Origin of the sequence: Massilia sp. S19_KUP03_FR1, from assembly GCF_036688685.1 — a bacterium.
Classification (GTDB): Bacteria; Pseudomonadota; Gammaproteobacteria; order Burkholderiales; family Burkholderiaceae_D; genus JALYUM01.
The window spans coordinates 233,670-250,331 of sequence record NZ_JAQQPS010000004.1; the positions used below are offsets into that span (position 1 = coordinate 233,670).

The following is a 16,662-nucleotide window of genomic DNA, read 5'->3' on the forward strand; positions in this document are numbered from 1 at the left end:
TCCCTGGGGTCACAGAATTTTTCCAGGGTTCATAATGCCGAGCGGGTCGATGGCGGCTTTGATGGCACGCATCATGTTCAGTTCAACCGGCGCTTTGTAGTGCGCCAGGTCGGCGCGTTTCAACGCGCCGATGCCGTGCTCGGCCGAGATCGAGCCGTGCATCGCCACCACGTTGTCGTTGACGATGCGGTTGATCGCCAGCTGGTTGGCCAGGAAGGCGTCGTGGCCGCTGCCGTCTTCTGGCGCCACGTTGTAGTGCAGATTGCCGTCGCCGAGGTGGCCGAAGCAGATTACCTGCGCATCGGGAAACGCGGTGGCAAGCGCCGCATCGGTTTGCACAATGAAGTCGGCAATGCGCGAGATGGGGAGAGAAATGTCGTGCTTGATGTTCTTGCCGGCCGCGGCCTGCGCCAACGGAATGTGCTCGCGTAAATGCCACAGACCGCGCGACTGCGCCAGCGACGTGGCGACCACGGCGTCCTCGGCCAGGCCCTGTTCGAGCGCCTGGCCGATGGCCGTTTCCAGCAGGCGCACCGCGTGTGCTTCCGACTCGCTGCTGGAGAGTTCCAGCAGCACATATTGTGCATGGCGCGCACGAAATGGCTGCGGCAATTGCGGGAACTGCTCGGCCACCAGTTGCAGGCAGACTGCCGACATCAGCTCGAAGCCGGTCAGCGCCGCGCCGCAGGCATCCTGCGCCAGGCTCAGCAGGTCGAGCGCGCTGCGCGCCGAGCCGAGCGCCACCAGCGCCGTGATCGACGCTTTTGGTTGCGCAAACAGCTTCATGACGGCGCCGGTGATGATGCCGAGTGTCCCCTCTGCGCCGATGATCAGGTCGCGCAGGTCGTAACCGGTATTGTCCTTGCGCAGGGCACGCAAGCCATGCCAAATCTCGCCTTGCGGGGTGACCACTTCCAGACCCAGGCACAGCTCGCGCGTATTCCCATAGCGCAGGACTGCGGTGCCGCCGGCATTCGTGGAGAGATTGCCGCCAATGGTGCAACTGCCTTCGGCGGCCAGCGACAGGGGGAACAGCAGCTGGTGGGCGGCGGCCGCTTCCTGCACGGCTTGCAGGATCACGCCGGCGTCGACGGTGATGGTGCGGTTGACCGCGTCGACGCTGCGCACCTGGTTCATTCTTGCCAGCGAGAGCACCACGGCGCGGCCGGAGTCGTCCGGGACGCTGCCCAGCACCAGGCCGGTTTTGCCGCCCTGCGGGACGACGGGGACGCGCTGCGCGGCGCAGGCTTGCACCAGCAGCGCAACCTGCGCCGTATCCTGCGGGCGCAGTACGGCGCGTGCCCGGCCGGTGAAACGGCCGCGCCAGTCGGTGAGGAAGGGCGCCATGTCGTCCGGCTGGTCGAGCACGAAATCGGCGCCGACGATGGCGCGGCAGGTGTTCAGGAACGGGTCGGAATGCGCATCAGTCATGTGACACTTTGACCTTGTCCAGCAATTCCTTGGCGATGCGCTTGGCGGCCTTCTTGTAGGGCCGCAGGTAGAGCAGGGCGCAGGCGAAGAACACGCACACCAGCGCGATTTCGCCATACGCCATCATGCGCGACAGCGGCGCCGTATCGCTCCAGGCCCGCACCACCCCTTCGATAAAATACAGCAGGATCACCATGGCCGACCACTGCAGCGTGTAGATGTCGCGTCGTACCACGCCGCGCAAGGGGATCAACAGCGGCAGCGCCTTGGCCACCAGCAGCGAGCCGCCCGGATGCAGTGGCGCGATGACCATTTCCCACGCGATCAGCCAGGCAATCAGGAGCACCAGGCTGGCAATCGCCCCGCCGTGAAAGATGCGGTCGCTGGTGACCATCAGCGGCCTCCGTGCAGTTGAAGAGCGGTGGATGCCAGCCGTTTGCCGAGGGCGATCGCGAGGCGTTTTTCGTCGTCGCTGATGGCTTTGTCGCCGTCGATGCCGGACCAGTGCGTGGCGCCGTACGGGCTGCCGCCGCTGGACGTGGTCATCAGCTCCGGGTGGGCATATGGCAAGCCGATGATCATCATGCCGTGGTGCAGCAGCGGGATCATCATCGACAACAGCGTGCTTTCCTGGCCACCATGCAGGCTGCCGGTGGACGTGAAGACGGCGGCCGGCTTGCCGGTCAGGGTGCCCGCCAGCCAGTCGGCCGCGGTGCCATCAAGAAAATACTTCAATGCAGAAGCCATGTTTCCGAACCTCGTAGGCGAGCCGAGCGCGAGGCCCGCGCAGTCGGCCAGATCCTGCAATTCGACGTAGGGCGCGCCGGCGGCCGGAATCTCGGGGGCGGTCGCTTCGGTCACGGTCGAAATGGCAGGCACGGTACGCAAACGGGCATCGATGCCGGGCACGCTTTCGATGCCTTGCGCAATCAGTTCAGCCAGCTTGCGCGTCGCGCCATGGCGCGAATAATACAAAACAAGAATAATCGGATTGGTTCGGTTCATCGTTGGTATTATAGGACGCTTTCCCGGGCGGTAAGCCCCTTAGGCGGCATTTTTCGCGGCACGACGTATTTAAAAGATGCTTTCCAAAACAGTAAATTCAATCTCCCGCTCCACCAGCGATATGTTCAGCGACAGCGTCGACATGGTGCGCGGCCTGACCTGGGTCGAGACCGGCGATTTGCTGCGCTTCGCCAGGCAACGCCTGACCGAAGAAAAGCTGCCGCAAGTTGCCGGCAGCCTGACCTTCACCACCACGCTGGCCCTGGTGCCCTTGCTGACCATCGTGCTGGCCATCTTCACGACCTTTCCCATTTTTAGCAGCTTTCGCACGGCCCTCGACAATTATTTTGTCCAGAGCCTGATGCCGCGCACCATTTCGAATACGGTCTTTTCGAATCTGACGCAATTTGCCAACAAGGCGAAGAGCCTGTCAGCTGTAGGCGCGGTCGCCTTGCTGTTCACCTCGAGTGCGATGATGGGCATGATCGAGCGCGTCCTGAACCAGATCTGGGGCGTGCGCCAGTCGCGTCCGCTGTTGCAGCGTGTGATGGTGTACTGGGCGCTGGTGACACTCGGCCCGATCCTGTTCGGGCTGTCGCTGACGGTGACTTCGCAATTGTTTTTGGCCACCAGCGGCCTGGCCGAAGCGGCGCCGTTTTTCAGCGCGCTGTTCTATACGGTGGTGTCGGTCGGGCTGACCACCGGCGCCTATACCTTGCTGTACACGGCCGTGCCGAACCGCTACGTCGACTGGCGCGATGCTGCCTGGGGCGCCCTGGTGGCAGCGCTGGCGTTTGAAATCGCCAAGCGCGGCTTCGGCGTGTTCATTCGCCAGTTCCCCACCTACACGCTGATCTACGGCGCACTGGCTGCGTTACCGCTGTTTTTGGTCTGGATTTATGTCTCGTGGATGATTACGCTGGTCGGCGCCGTGCTGGCGGCCGCGCTGCCGATCATCAAGTATGAACGCTGGTGGCACCAGCCGGTGCCCGGCTCGGCGTTTGTCGACGCGATGGCGCTGTTGACGGTCCTCGAGGGTAGCGCCCGCGCGACCGGGTCGGCTCTGGTCACCAGCGCCGCGATCCGTACCAAAACCCGCATCGGCTTCGAAGAAATGACGACCTTGCTCGACCAGATGGTGGCGTCGGGCTGGGTGGGCCGCGTGCAAGCGGACATCCCGGCGACGACACGCTGGGGCCGTGGCGCGCGCGAGGGACTGGACAACTGGGTGCTGCTGATCGACCCGGACAAGCTGAAACTGGCGGACGTGTACCGCATGTTCGTGTTCGGCGGGGTGACGGCGTCGCCGCAGGAAGACGACGACCAGGCGGTCGATGCGGCGATGCTGGCGCGCAAGGTGGAAGACGCGGTGGAAAGCGGGCTGGACCAGACGCTGGCCCAGCACGTGAAGACTACTTAGCGAAGGCGAACAGCGCGTCGAGTACTGCGTCCGGCGCCTCGGCCATCATCTGGTGACCGGCGTCGACCGTGATCACCCTGCCGTGCGCGATGGTGCTTGTGAGCAGTTTGGTGGACCGTGCCGGCGTCATCATGTCCTTGGCGCCAAACAGGAACAGCGTCTTGCAGGTCACCGAGGCCGCCGCCGCTGCGCCGTTCGCATAATTGTTACAAGCCGAAAAATCGGTGAAGAACAGCTGGTGCGGATTGAGGGCGGACATGCGCTGCATCAGCCGGCGCGCGCCGTTCATTACATAAAACCCGGGCCCCGGCGCGGACGGCTTTTGGGCAATGCCCGAATGCGACCAGAGATTGACCATGTCAATCGCGCGCGCTTCATCGTCGCGGCTGGTCGCCAGCAAAGCATCTGCCACCTTCATCGGGTAAGTGGTGCCGACCAGCGCCAGGGCAGTGACGCGGCCTGGCGCCTGGAATGCCGTCTCGAGCGCAACGAGCGAACCCATGCTGTGGCCGATCAGCAGCGCATGCTGCACGCCGGCAGCATCGAGCACGCCGAGCAACCACGTGGCCATCGCCTCGATCGTCGTCAAGGCAGCGCCCTTGCTGCGCCCGTGTCCCGGCAAGTCGACTGCCAGCACGCCAAAGCCATGGTGGGCAAAATAGCGCGTCTGCAGCGCCCATACCGTGTGGTCGTTCTGCGCGCCGTGGATGAACACCACGGTCGGCAGCCCGGCATCGAATACCTTGCCGCCGGTATAGCAATACGCGTCGGTCAGCATCATGACGTGCCCTTCATGGCGACTTTCAAGGCCCGTGCCAGGTCGTCGATCAGGTCGCCCGCGTCTTCCAGTCCCACCGACAGGCGCATTGTGCCTTCCGTGATGCCGGCTGCGGCCAGCTGCCCGGTCGGTACCCGGAAATGGGTGGTCGAGGCCGGGTGGATCACCAGCGAGCGCGCATCGCCCACGTTGGCCAGGTGCGAGAACACCGAGAGGGCGTCGACGAAACGGCGCCCGGCCGCCCGGTCGCCCTTCAGGTTGAACGTGAACACGGCGCCGCAACCTTTGGGCAGCAGGGTTTTCGCCAGCGCGTAGTCGGGGTGGGTATCGAGTTCCGGGTAGGCCACCGACGCCACGGCCGGGTGGCTGAGCAGAAAATCGATGACCTTGCGGGTGTTGGCGACATGGCGCTCCATGCGCAGGCCCAGGGTTTCGACGCCCTGCAGAATGGCGAACGCATTGTGCGGGCTCATCGCCGCACCGAAGTCGCGCAGGCCTTCGCGCCGTGCGCGCAGGGCGAACGGCGCCACCGTCGACTCTTCTGCAAACACCATGCCGTGAAAGCCGTCGTACGGCGCACAGAGTTCATCGAAGCGTCCGGTCGCGTCGTAGGCGGCCTGCCAGTCGAACGTGCCGCCATCGACCAGCAGACCGCCGATCGCGGTGCCATGGCCGCACAGGAATTTGGTGGCCGAGTGAAACACCAGGTCGGCGCCATGCTCGAACGGGCGCAACAGGTACGGCGTGGTGAAGGTTGAATCGAGCATCAGCGGCAGCTGCTGTTCGTGCGCCATTGCGGCCACGCTGGCCACGTCCAGCACGTCGAGGCCGGGGTTGCCCAGCGTTTCACCGAACAGGACTTTGGTATTCGGGCGGATGGCAGCGCGCCAGGCGTCGAGGTCGCGCCCGTCGACAAAGGTCGTCTCGATCCCGAAACGTTTCAGCGTGTAGGCCAGCAGGTTGTGCGAGCCGCCATACAGCGCGCGGCTGCTGACGATGTGGGACCCGGCGCCGGCAATGGTCGCCAGGCCCAGATGCATGGCGGCCATGCCGCTGGCGGTGGCGATGCCCGCCACGCCGCCTTCGAGCGCCGCGATGCGCTCTTCCAGCACGGCGTTGGTCGGGTTCGAAATGCGCGAATAGACGTGCCCGGCGCGCTCCATATTGAACAGCGCCGCCGCGTCGTCGGAACTTTTGAAGGCGAACGACGAGGTGAAATAGACCGGCGTTGCGCGCGCGCCGGTGGCCGGGTCGGGGGCGGCGCCGGCGTGCAGGGCCAGGGTGTCGAAACCGGGGTAGGCGGGACCGCTCATGTTGGACTCATCGGGTGACAGGATGGCCCGCATCGTAGCACTTTCACCATCTTTGGCAAGCGCCGCGCATCATCCCGGTGCGGCGCATAGAATGGTCTGGATTTTTGCGCACCGTTACGTTACATTCCCATATGGCCTATCCAGAAACAATGCAATCCAAACAAGTAACTGACTCACATCTCCCACGTAAGGTGACCAACATGAAAGTATCCGAGATCCTTCAGGTGAAAGGCAACATCCTCTATACGGTGACGCCCGACACCGACCTGGCCGACGCTGTCAATACCATGGCCGAGAAGGATATCGGCTCGCTGGTGGTGATGGAGTATGGCGACCTGGTGGGCATGCTGACTTTCCGCGAAGTCATCAAGGCGCTGCACGGCAACCACGGTTCGGTGCAAGCCGGGACGGTGCGCCGCCACATGGACGACAGCCCGATCACCGTGACGCCCGACACCGAAGTCAATGAAGTACGCCGCATCATGCTTGAGCGCCATGCGCGCTATCTGCCGGTGATGAATGCCAGAACGCTGCTGGGCGTGATCTCGTTTTACGATGTCGCGCGCGCCGTCCTCGAAGCGCAGAGTTTCGAGAACCGCATGCTCAAGGCCTACATCCGCGACTGGCCGGCCGAATCCGCAGTCGACGACTGATCACGCGGCCTGGTGCAGGCGACCGTCGCCCAGCCAGGCCATCAAATCCGGGGTCGACAGCGGTACCGAAAACAGGAAGCCCTGCGCCAGCGGGCAGCCGAGCGCCTGCAGCACCTGCGCCTGGCGCTCGTTTTCGACACCCTCGGCCACGATCGACAAGCCCAGGTTTTCACCCAGCTGGATCACCATTTCGGCGATGCTGCTGCCGCGCGCCGAGTTGGTGATTTCGGTGACGAAGGCACGATCGATCTTGAGACGGTCCACGTGCAGGCGCTGCAGGTGCGACAGCGACGAAAAGCCGGTACCGAAGTCATCCACGGCAATGCAGACGCCCGTGCGTTTGATGTCGATCAGCATGGCGGCCAGCTGGTCCGGCTCTTCCATGGCCATCGATTCGGTGATTTCCAGTTCGACGTGGCGGGCCGGCGCACCGGTATCGCGCAGTGCCGCTTCCAGCATTGGCAAAAATTGCGGGTGCTTGAACTGCACCAGCGAGACGTTCACGGAGATCGTGAAATCGGTGTGGCCGGCCGCGTGGATGCGCACCAGTTCCGCGCACGCTTCGCGCAGCACCCACTCGCCGATCTGCACGATCAGGCCGGAATATTCGGCGATCGGAATGAAACGGTCCGGCATCACTTTCTGGCCGTCCCTAGTGGTCCAGCGCAGCAGCGCTTCGGCGCCGATCGGGCGACGGCTGAGCAACTCCACCTGCGGCTGGTACATCAATGACAGCTCGCCGTGCTGGAAACCGAGGCGCAGCGCATGCATCATGCGCACCCGCTCGCGGATCTCGACGCCCATATTGCGGGTGAAATAAAAATGGCCGGCGCGCTGCTGTGACTTGGCGCGCTTGAGGGCGATATCGGCGTCTTTCAGTGCGTCGGCGCTGTGGCCGTCATGCTCGGACAGGCGCACCAGGCCGATCGTCGCCGACAGTTGCACGTGCTGGCCGTCGATGGTGTAAGGCACATCAAACAATTGTTGGAGCAAGTCCGGGCTGACCGCGGCGGCCGGGCCGAGCACGCCGAAAATATCCGGACCGACCCGGGCCACACTCATGCCCGGGTGCTGGCCGAAGATCAGCAGCGAGGCCAGGCGTTGCGAGACAGCCACGAGCAGCAGGTCGCCGAACTGGTGACCGAGCGCATCGTTGGTTTCCGAGAAATGGTCGATGTCGATCAGGGCCAGCGTGGTGTCGCTGCGCCGTTTGTCGCACAGGGCAGTGGCGACCAGTTCGACCAGGCGGCTGCGGTTGGGCAGGCCGGTGAGCTTGTCGTGGAAGGCGGAGTCGTGCAAGTGCGCCACCAGGCGCGCATTTTCCAGGCACACCGTGACCTGGGCGCCAAACACCGCCAGCACGTCGTGGTAGACCGGGTCGAGCGGCTGCTCGAGCGGCATCCAGGCGGCGAAGTCGCAACCGGATTTGCCGGGGAAGAACAGGGCGATGCTGTCGGCGCTGACCTTGGTGGCGCGCGCCTGGGTCGCCGCCCGCATGTCCAGTTCGGCCGTCCCGCCCGGCACGAAACTGCCGCCGGCACTGGCCAGCACTTCGACCACGCCATCTTGCACCGCGGACAGCACGCCGGCGCGCGGCTGGCGCACCAGCAAGGCCAGCTGCTCGAGCACGCCGGCACTGACGGCGCGCACGCCGTGCAGCCCCAGCAGCGCGGCACTGGACGCGATCACGCGCGCCAGGGCGTTGCGGCCCATGCCAAGTTCGCGGATCTGTTCGTACGAGCGCAGCGCGGCGGTAACGGCCGTGCACAGCTTGGTGCGGGTCAGTTCCGACTTGGTGCGGTAATCGTTGATGTCGTAGCCGTTGATGGCATCCATTTCTGGCGCATAGCCAGGCTGGCCGGTGCGCAGGATGATGCGCACGTCGCGCATGTCGAGATCGCTGCGGATATGGCGCACCAGGTGCAGCCCGGCGTCGGCCTGTTCCATGACGACGTCAAGCAGGATGACGGCAATGTCGCGTTCGCGCGCCAGCAACAGGCGTGCTTCGGCCGCCGAATGGGCATGCAGGAAGCATAGTGGACGGCCGTGCAGTTCCAGCCCGCCAAGGGCAAAGGTGGTGCTGGAGTGGACATCCACGTCATCGTCCACGATCAGCACCCGCCATGCGGGGCGGGGGTCGTTGCGGGCCGCGTCTTGCGATTCGTCGAAAAATACGAGTTCGTCGCGATCGTCCGGCTTACCGGCAAGGGGCAGGCCGGCTGTAGGCGGACTCGGAAAAGCCATGTCAGATTTCTCCATGCTGAGCAGGAAAGTAGGTGGGGACGAGTATAGCGGCAAACCGTCATGTCGCCAGGCCTGGACGCTGTAGATTCGTTACTTTTCGGCAAATGTGTAGCTTTTACGGAAGTCTGGCCGGGTAGTATGGGTACAAAGGATGCATGTTGGGTAGAATGTCCAGTGCAGGTCGCCGCGCTGGTAGAATGGCCGTTCCGACCACCTTTTCTTCCTGATCCATGTCTGGCAATACTTTCGGCAAATTATTTACGGTCACCACCTTCGGTGAATCGCACGGCCCGGCCATCGGCTGCATCATCGATGGTTGCCCGCCAGGCCTGGCCCTGTGCGTCGACGACATCCAGCCCGAGCTCGACCGCAGGAAACCCGGCACCTCGCGCCATGTCACGCAGCGCCAGGAATCGGACACGGTGCAGATCCTGTCCGGCGTCTACCAGGGCGTCACCACCGGCACCCCGATCGCGCTGCTGATCCCTAATGAAGACCAGCGCAGCAAGGACTACGGCAATATCGCCGAGACCTTCCGGCCCGGCCATGCCGATTACACCTACTGGCACAAATACGGCGTGCGCGACCCGCGCGGCGGCGGCCGTTCGTCGGCGCGCCTGACGGCGCCGGTCGTGGGTGCGGCGGCCATCGCAAAAAAATGGCTCAAGCAGCAGTACGGCACCGTCTTTCTGGGTTGCATGCGCAGCCTGGGCGACATTGATGTGCCGTTCCAGGCGTGGGAACACGTGGCCAACAATCCGTTTTTTGCCGCCACCGGCGACACGGCGCTGCTTGCCCGCATGGAAGCGGCGATGGATGCCTTGCGCCGCGACGGCGACTCGATCGGTGCGCGCATCGACGTGGTTGCGCAAAACGTGCCGGTGGGCTGGGGCCAGCCGATCTACGACAAGCTCGACGCCGACATCGCCTACGCCATGATGGGTATCAACGCGGTGAAAGGCGTGGAGATTGGCGCCGGGTTTGCGTCGGTGGCCCAGCGCGGCTCCGAGCATGGCGACGAGCTGACACCTGGCGGCTTCATTGGTAACAATGCGGGCGGCGTGCTGGGCGGTATTTCGACCGGCCAGGACATCACGGTGTCGATTGCCATCAAGCCGACCTCGTCGATCCGCACGCCGCGCCGTTCGATCGACAAGGATGGCCAGCCGGCAAGCGTGGAAACCTTTGGCCGCCACGACCCTTGCGTCGGCATCCGCGCCACCCCGATCGCCGAAGCCATGCTGGCCCTGGTGTTGATCGACCATGCGTTGATGCAGCGCGCCCAGTGCGGCGACGTCAAGGTCGCCACCCCGAAGCTCGCTTAAGAACCGATACCCGGCCGGCGTTACGCCTTGATGGTCGCAGCGCTGTCGACCACCGGCCGCTCCAGGTTGCGCACCACGATGCCGCGCAAATCGTTGAGCAGCGCGAATTCTGCCTGGCTCAGCTGGACTGGCGGCATATCGGCGCTCCACTCGCCGTAAATAAAGCCCGCGGGCTGGCCATGCCTGCACAGCGGCAGGATCACGAAGCAGCGGGCATCGGCCAGGTTGGCCAGCCACCAGTTCGGCAACTTGCTCATGAATTTTGGTTCGTGGGCATTCTCGATGAAGATCACGCGGTCCGAATTGAGTGCCGCGTGGAACACGTCGGGCGCGCCGCTATCGTCGAAGGCGAGCTTGGGCAGGATCGCCTTGGCGTCCGTGCCGATGCCCAGCCTGGCAATGTAGCGGCGCTCGCGCCGGTTGTACAGGAAGGCAAACGCGCGCGAGAACACCAGGCCCTGCTGCACCGTTTCCAGCGCCATCGATACCATCTGGCCGGGATTGAGGGTGCTGGCCGCTTCGCGCATATCGGCCACGCCTTCGACCAGCAACTGGGCGCCGGCGGCGCGCTGGCGCGTGGCGGCGAGGATGCGTTCCTGCTTTTCCAGTGGTTTCGAGAGCGGCGCGACCGTCAATTCGGCCGCGGCGTTGACGCGGGCCCGCTCCACTGCCTCCAGGATGCGGCTGCCATCGATGTCCAGCAGCGGCGCGAAGCCGGCTGCCAGTTGTTCCACGCGGGCCGCGCCGGCCTCATCGTCGTTCCACAAGGCATCGGCGCATTGTGCGGCCATGGTCGACAAGGCGGCCAACCAGTCGCCGTGACTGGCGAGTTCGTCCTGCGTGCCGGGTTCGATGGTGCGCATGCCCGCCACCAGGTTCTTCGGTAAACCCCAGTGCTCGGCGGTGGCGCGGCCGATGTCTTCCAGCGACAAACCGAGCAGCGCGGGGGCCGCGGCTTGCGCGCCGCCATCTCCGCCGGTCACGCGCAGTTGCTGCCAGTGCTCCGGCAAATAGAACGTCACCATCATCCGGCCCAGCGTGTGCAGGATCGAGCAGACCACCGCTTCTTCGGCGTCCACGTTGCGCAGGCCGCCGGCCACTTGCTGGGCCACCATGCCGGCCAGCACGGCCTTTTCCATTTCGACCTGCGCGCCGAGGTCGTCCGGTGTCGAATTCTTCAATTCCTCGACCAGTTTCAGGCCCAGCGCCAGGTGGCCGATGGCTTCGGTGCCGAGCACCATCACGGCTTTCGACACCGTGTTGACACGCTGGCCGAAGGCGGCGTACATGCCGCTATTGGCCAGGCGCAGCACTTTTTGTGTGAGTACCGGATCGCTCAGCACGGTCTGCGTCATCGAAAACTCGCGCTCGTCCTCGCCGCGCATGGCGCCGAGGATGGCGGTGATGGCCTTGGTAAAACCCGGCATGTCGCCGCGCCGGCGCACCCGCTCCCACAGCAGTTCGAGCGTGGCGCCGGCCTGGTAGGGGCGTTCGCTGTAGGGGACGGTCGTCACGAGAGCACGCCGCTGCGCTCGCCATGCGGCGCCAGTCCCGGAAAGACGTTGTCGTACAGTTTGCCGGAGAGCGTCGCCTGGGCGACGTGGGCCGGCATCGGTTTGCCGGTCAGGTAACCCTGGATGTAGTGGCAGCCGCGCGGCGCCAGCCAGGCCAGTTGCGCCTCGGTCTCGACGCCCTCAGCCACCACCGACAGGCCCATGTGCTTGGCCAGGTCGAGCACGGCGTTGCAGATCGCCACGTCCTTGCTCGAGTCGGGCAAATCCTTGATGAAGGCGCGGTCGACTTTCAGGACCGAAATCGGAAAGCGTTTCAGGTAAGCCAGCGAGGAATAGCCGGTGCCGAAGTCGTCGATGGCAATGCGGGCGCCCCGTTCGGCCATTCTGGACAGGATGGTTTCGGCGTGGACCGGGTCAACCATCAGCGTGCCCTCGGTGATTTCCAGCAGCAGGCGGCTGCCGTCGATGCCGGAAAAGCTGATGGCCTGGTCGAGTACCTCGAGGAATTTGTCGCTGCGAAACTGGCGCGGGCTGATATTGACCGACATATACAAGGGGCGCCCGGCCGCCTGCTCGAACTGGACCAGTTGCACGCAGGCCGCCTTCAAGGCCCAGGCCCCGAGCAGGTTGATCAGGCCGTTCGCTTCGGCGATCGGGATGAAGCGCGCCGGCGGCACCATGCCCAGGGTTGGGTGGTTCCAGCGCATCAGCGTCTCGAAACCCTGGATCCGGCGCGTGGCCGCATCGACGATTGGCTGGTAGTACAGCAGGAACTCGCCTTCGCGCACGGCCTGGAACATGGCCGCTTCGAGTGAAATATCATGCTCGGACGGTGCTTCGGCGCGCGGGTTGTAGACCACGCAGCGCGCTTTGCCGGTCTGCTTGGCGTGCGACATGGCCGTATCGGCCAGTGCCAGCAGGCGCACCTCGTCTTCGGCGTGATGCGGGTAAATGGCCACGCCGATCGACGAGCCCAGGTAAATCACGTGGCTGTCGACTTCAAACGGCGACTGCAAGGTGGCCAGCAGGCGCCCGGTGACGAGTTTCACCTGTTCGGCCGTGGCGGTGCCCGGCAGTACCACCACGAATTCATCGCCCCCGACGCGCGCCAGCGTATCGCTGTCGCGCAGCGTTTTGCGCAGCCGCACGGCGGCCTGGCGCAGCACGGCGTCACCGATCGGATGGCCCAGCGCGTCGTTGACTTTTTTGAAACCGTCCAGGCCGATGGTGGCCACGGCGAACGGCTGGCCGGCGCGGCGCGCGGCGGAAATGGTCATGCGGATGCGGTCGGACAGGAGTAGTCGGTTCGGCAATTCGGTGAGCGTATCGTGCGTGGCCATGTGGCGCAGGCGCTGCTCCGTGGCGTGCTGGACCGACATATCTCGCCCGATCACCAGCAGGCGGGCCACGTCGCCAGGGGGTGAGCAGAGTGCCAGGCGCAGTTCGAACCAGGTCTCGCCGGCGCTGGTGCGCAGGCGCGCCTGGACCAGCACCGGATCCACGCCGGCGAGCGCATCGACCACGCCGTTGTGCAGCGCGGCCTGGTCGCCTTCGACCGCCAGCGTCGCCAGGCGCGTACCGGCCAGTGCGCGCCCGCCCGGTGCCAGGTGTGCGCTACGGCGACTGCTGGTGACGATACGGCCGGCGCCGTCCAGGCACAGCACGGCATCGCCAGCAGCCTCCATGAAGCCATCCAGCACGTGCGGTGGTGTATCTTGATTCGGCGCGGCTGGAAGGGGGTGGCCCATTGCTGAAGATCTGCCTCGTAGTGGCTGGCGCAGTGGGGCGCCGAAGTTAAATAACGGTATCAAGACCAGCCTAGACTGTAACATCGAATGATGCTTTTGGGCATTAAGATGTTGGTGTAAATGCTGTTCTGAAAGCAAAATTTGCGCAGCCTCATTCAGGTGGCGGCGCTTGCGGGAGCAGGCGCTTTGGGCTGGCCTGAGTCGGGCGCACGATCAAGTCAGTCGGCATAATCTTGTGCGATCAAGCCATGCATTGTGCATATTCGCGCTTCGATACGCACGCCGTCTTCAATCAGGCGCGAGCGTTTTCGGACATTCATATCTGTGCGACTGCGACTGCGACGCGGCCTTGCGCTGCAGGCAGCGCTGCTGGTTCGGTGTGCGCCTGTCTCTATAAGTGCCGCGTTGGTGGTGTCGCGCATTGCACGCGAGGCGGGCGGCGCATATGGCCGTCTCGATGGTGCGCTCGACTGCGCGGCGATCCTGGCGCGCCCCCGGCAAACCTGGTTGCCGTCCTGGACATATTTATTTGACAAAACCGGGACAAACCAGCATCGGGCTGGGATAATGCAGGCATTCTGTTCATCCAGCCTCTACAAAATAGCCATCCATGCCGACCATGATCCAAGACCCGCGCTTCCCGAACCTGTTCATCCTGAGCCACCCGCTGATTCAGCACAAGCTGTCGCACATGCGCGAACACGACACCTCGACGCGCACCTTCCGCGAGCTGCTCAAGGAAATCACGCTGCTGATGGGTTATGAAATCACCCGCGACCTGCCGTTGACCACCCGCTCGATCACCACGCCGCTGGTCACCATCGACGCCCCGGTCATTGCCGGCAAAAAGCTGGCGATCGTCCCGATCCTGCGTGCCGGCATCGGCATGAGCGACGGCTTGCTGGAACTGGTGCCGTCGGCGCGCGTGGGTCACATCGGCGTATACCGCGACCCGACCACGCACATGCCGGTGGAATACCTGGTGCGCCTGCCGGACACGTCCGAACGCACCTTTATCCTGTGCGACCCGATGGTCGCCACCGGAAACTCGGCGGTGTATGCGGTCGATGTCCTGAAAAAACGCGGCGTGCAGGATGAGCAGATCATTTTCCTGGCGTTGGTGGCGGCGCCCGAAGGCATCACCGTATTCCAGGCGGCGCACCCGAACGTCAAGGTCTACGTCGCGTCGCTCGACTCGCACCTGAACGATCACGCCTACATCGTGCCGGGCCTGGGCGATGCCGGCGACCGCATTTTCGGCACCAAATAAAAGGGCAGTGCGGTGATGCCGACCTTATCCGCGCCCGACGCTGCCTTCTTTGCGCGCCTGCGTGTGCAGGACGCCGCCTTCAGTGCCGGGCTGCCGGCCATGCTCGACGAGCTGGCCACGTTGCAGGATCCGCCCGCACTCCAGCACCAGCTCAATACACTGGCCGGCTGCGCCACCACCTTCGGCTACCGTCGCCTGGGTCGTGAAGCGCGCACGCTCGAGCAACGCCTGCGCGTCCTGTGTGCCTTCGATGCGGTGCCGGCCATCGACTGGGCCGACTGGTTCAGCCAGTTGGCGGCCCTGGTCGCGTGGGCCCGGCTCGATCCGCGCGCCGGCGCTGCACTATAACTGCCTTAGTGAAATAGCCAGAGCGCAACGGGACGGTGCGCGGAATTTGATTTTCCGCAAACTTCTGGCGCTTCGATGGCTTATATTCTCCTTACCACCGAAGCAAAAAGCAGCCGTAAAAGTCGCTCGACGGAAGGTTTTTTTGGGCTCCGTACGATTCTTTTGCAGAATGCGTGTAATTTTTGTTTTATTCGGTATAATGCGGGATCGTTGGATTCGAGGTAGTAGTGCAGTCTGTCTGTCATTTCTTTCTTGCTTCTTCAAACGATCGAAAACGGGTGAAAGCCCACTTAACTGAAATAGGAAATTGTAATGGCAACTGGCATCGTAAAATGGTTCAATGATTCGAAGGGCTTCGGCTTTATCACCCCTGACGAAGGCGGCGAAGATCTGTTCGCTCACTTCTCGGCTATCCAGTCGGCAGGCTTCAAATCGTTGCAAGAGAACCAGCGCGTCTCTTTCGAAGTGACTTCGGGCCCTAAAGGCAAGCAAGCTTCGAACATTCAGCCTATCTAATCGCTGAGTCAACGACCAAAAAAACCTCGGCTTGCTGAGGTTTTTTTTGGTCACGACGATCCTCGGGTTTCCGGGGATTTTTTTCGTCTCAACATTTTATCTGCGGCGCCAGTACGCCGGCGGCGCGTAGGCGCGGCGCAGGAAGTCGACGAACGCGCGGATGCGCAGCGGCAGGTGGCGGCGCTGACCGAACACGGCGTGGATCTCGCTGTCCGGCGCGGCGAAGTCGTCCAGCACGGTGACCAGGCGGCCGGCGTCGAGCTGCGCGCCCACTTCCCACATCGAGCGCCACGCCAGGCCCTTGCCGGCCAGTGCCCAGTCGTGCAATACCTCGCCGTCGTTGCAGACCATATTCCCGGCCACTTTGATTGTCATCAGTTTCCCTTGGTCGCGGAAGGTCCAGCCACGCTGACTGCCTTCGCTGCTGATTGCCAGGCAATTATGCTGCGCCAGGTCGGCCGGTTTCACAGGCGTACCGTGGCGTTTCAGGTAGGCGGGCGCGGCCACCAGTACGCGCTGGTTGTCGGCCAGTTTCACGCCCACCAGGTTTGAGTCGAGCAGGGTGGCGATGCGCACCGCCACATCGACACCTTCACCGATCACGTCGACGATGCGGTCATTCAAATTCAGGTTGACGCTGAGGTCGCGGTGCTCGGCCAGGAACGAGGGCAGCAGGGGCGCCACGTGCTGACGACCGAAGCCCGCGGGCGCCGACACCAGCAAATGGCCGCTGGCCCGTGCGCTGCGCGCCGACACCGCCGTCTCGGCTTCCTCGAGTTCACCCAGGATACGCTGACAATCTTCGAGGAATGCAGCCCCTTCGTCGGTCAACACCAGCTTGCGGGTGGTTCTCTGCAATAGTTTCACGCCCAGGCGTGCTTCCAGCGCATCGAGGCGGCGCCCGATCATGGCCGGCGCGATACCCTCGTTACGGGCCGATGCGGACAGGCTGCCGCGCGCAACCACGTCGACGAAGGTGGAGATCTGGCGGAACTGGGACATACGGCCTTTCATTTGTGACAAAAACGCATAGATGCATGTATTAATTGTCTCGTTTAGCTATGTGAAGGTGAATATACTGGATGACATCGGTATCG

The 16,662-nt window shown here is 63.8% G+C and carries 15 protein-coding genes; 6 read left to right on the forward strand and 9 right to left on the reverse strand.

Annotated elements, in window-relative coordinates:
• Window positions 1-9: 9 nt before the first annotated feature.
• From V6M87_RS06095 to wrbA, 3 genes are read right to left on the reverse strand one after another with little or no spacing between them, the layout of a single operon-like run.
• Window positions 10-1,431, reverse strand: coding sequence for an FAD-binding oxidoreductase (locus tag V6M87_RS06095; RefSeq protein ID WP_332875703.1), 1,422 nt, complete (start codon window positions 1,429-1,431; stop codon window positions 10-12).
• A complete protein-coding gene (locus tag V6M87_RS06100; protein ID WP_332875704.1) occupies window positions 1,424-1,825 on the reverse strand; it encodes a DUF2069 domain-containing protein in 402 nt (133 codons plus the stop codon). The genes V6M87_RS06095 and V6M87_RS06100 overlap by 8 nt, the downstream gene beginning before the upstream one ends.
• Window positions 1,825-2,436 carry an NAD(P)H:quinone oxidoreductase gene (gene wrbA / locus V6M87_RS06105; RefSeq protein WP_332875705.1) on the reverse strand — a complete coding sequence of 204 codons (612 nt, stop codon included), beginning with the start codon at window positions 2,434-2,436 and terminating at the stop codon, window positions 1,825-1,827. The genes V6M87_RS06100 and wrbA overlap by 1 nt, the downstream gene beginning before the upstream one ends.
• 121 nt (window positions 2,437-2,557) lie before the next feature.
• Between wrbA and V6M87_RS06110 the strand changes: the two genes are divergently transcribed.
• On the forward strand, window positions 2,558-3,856 hold the full coding sequence (locus V6M87_RS06110; RefSeq protein WP_332875706.1) for a YihY family inner membrane protein: 1,299 nt from the start codon (window positions 2,558-2,560) through the stop codon (window positions 3,854-3,856).
• Here the strand turns inward: V6M87_RS06110 and V6M87_RS06115 are convergent.
• Together V6M87_RS06115 and V6M87_RS06120 are read right to left on the reverse strand one after the other, a co-directional pair.
• Window positions 3,849-4,637 (reverse strand): alpha/beta fold hydrolase, encoded by a 789-nt coding sequence (locus tag V6M87_RS06115; protein WP_332875707.1) that lies wholly within the window; start codon window positions 4,635-4,637, stop codon window positions 3,849-3,851. The two genes, V6M87_RS06110 and V6M87_RS06115, sit on opposite strands and share 8 nt — an antisense overlap.
• Window positions 4,634-5,947, reverse strand: coding sequence for an O-acetylhomoserine aminocarboxypropyltransferase (locus tag V6M87_RS06120; protein WP_332875708.1), 1,314 nt, complete (start codon window positions 5,945-5,947; stop codon window positions 4,634-4,636). The genes V6M87_RS06115 and V6M87_RS06120 overlap by 4 nt, the downstream gene beginning before the upstream one ends.
• A 200-nt stretch (window positions 5,948-6,147) precedes the next feature.
• Here V6M87_RS06120 and V6M87_RS06125 point away from each other — a divergent pair, with 200 nt between their 5' ends.
• Entirely contained in the window at window positions 6,148-6,600 is a 453-nt protein-coding gene (locus tag V6M87_RS06125) for a CBS domain-containing protein (RefSeq protein WP_332875709.1), read from the forward strand.
• Here the strand turns inward: V6M87_RS06125 and V6M87_RS06130 are convergent, their stop codons facing one another.
• Complete coding sequence (locus V6M87_RS06130; protein WP_332875710.1) at window positions 6,601-8,844, reverse strand: putative bifunctional diguanylate cyclase/phosphodiesterase; 2,244 nt, start codon at window positions 8,842-8,844, stop codon at window positions 6,601-6,603.
• Between the two features lie 230 nt (window positions 8,845-9,074).
• Between V6M87_RS06130 and aroC the strand changes: the two genes are divergently transcribed.
• Complete coding sequence (gene aroC / locus V6M87_RS06135) at window positions 9,075-10,169, forward strand: chorismate synthase (protein WP_332875711.1); 1,095 nt, start codon at window positions 9,075-9,077, stop codon at window positions 10,167-10,169.
• A gap of 20 nt (window positions 10,170-10,189) precedes the next feature.
• Here aroC and V6M87_RS06140 read toward each other — a convergent pair whose 3' ends face one another.
• Both V6M87_RS06140 and V6M87_RS06145 read right to left on the reverse strand, forming a co-directional pair.
• Window positions 10,190-11,683: an HDOD domain-containing protein gene (locus tag V6M87_RS06140; RefSeq protein WP_332875712.1), complete on the reverse strand. Its 1,494-nt coding sequence runs from the start codon at window positions 11,681-11,683 to the stop codon at window positions 10,190-10,192.
• Window positions 11,680-13,368, reverse strand: a complete 1,689-nt coding sequence (locus V6M87_RS06145; protein ID WP_332875713.1) for a putative bifunctional diguanylate cyclase/phosphodiesterase — start codon at window positions 13,366-13,368, stop codon at window positions 11,680-11,682. The genes V6M87_RS06140 and V6M87_RS06145 overlap by 4 nt, the downstream gene beginning before the upstream one ends.
• 682 nt (window positions 13,369-14,050) lie before the next feature.
• Here V6M87_RS06145 and upp point away from each other — a divergent pair.
• The 3 genes from upp to V6M87_RS06160 all read left to right on the forward strand — a co-directional run bounded on the left by upp (window position 14,051) and on the right by V6M87_RS06160 (window position 15,565).
• Window positions 14,051-14,701, forward strand: coding sequence for a uracil phosphoribosyltransferase (gene upp / locus V6M87_RS06150; RefSeq protein WP_332875785.1), 651 nt, complete (start codon window positions 14,051-14,053; stop codon window positions 14,699-14,701).
• A 15-nt stretch (window positions 14,702-14,716) separates the two neighbouring features.
• Complete coding sequence (locus tag V6M87_RS06155; protein WP_332875714.1) at window positions 14,717-15,049, forward strand: Hpt domain-containing protein; 333 nt, start codon at window positions 14,717-14,719, stop codon at window positions 15,047-15,049.
• 312 nt (window positions 15,050-15,361) lie between these two features.
• Window positions 15,362-15,565, forward strand: coding sequence for a cold-shock protein (locus tag V6M87_RS06160; protein ID WP_332875715.1), 204 nt, complete (start codon window positions 15,362-15,364; stop codon window positions 15,563-15,565).
• 96 nt (window positions 15,566-15,661) lie between these two features.
• Here V6M87_RS06160 and V6M87_RS06165 read toward each other — a convergent pair whose 3' ends face one another.
• The gene (locus V6M87_RS06165; RefSeq protein ID WP_332875716.1) at window positions 15,662-16,567 is read right to left on the reverse strand and encodes a LysR family transcriptional regulator; all 906 of its coding nucleotides are present in this window, start codon (window positions 16,565-16,567) and stop codon (window positions 15,662-15,664) included.
• Window positions 16,568-16,662 lie beyond the last annotated feature (95 nt).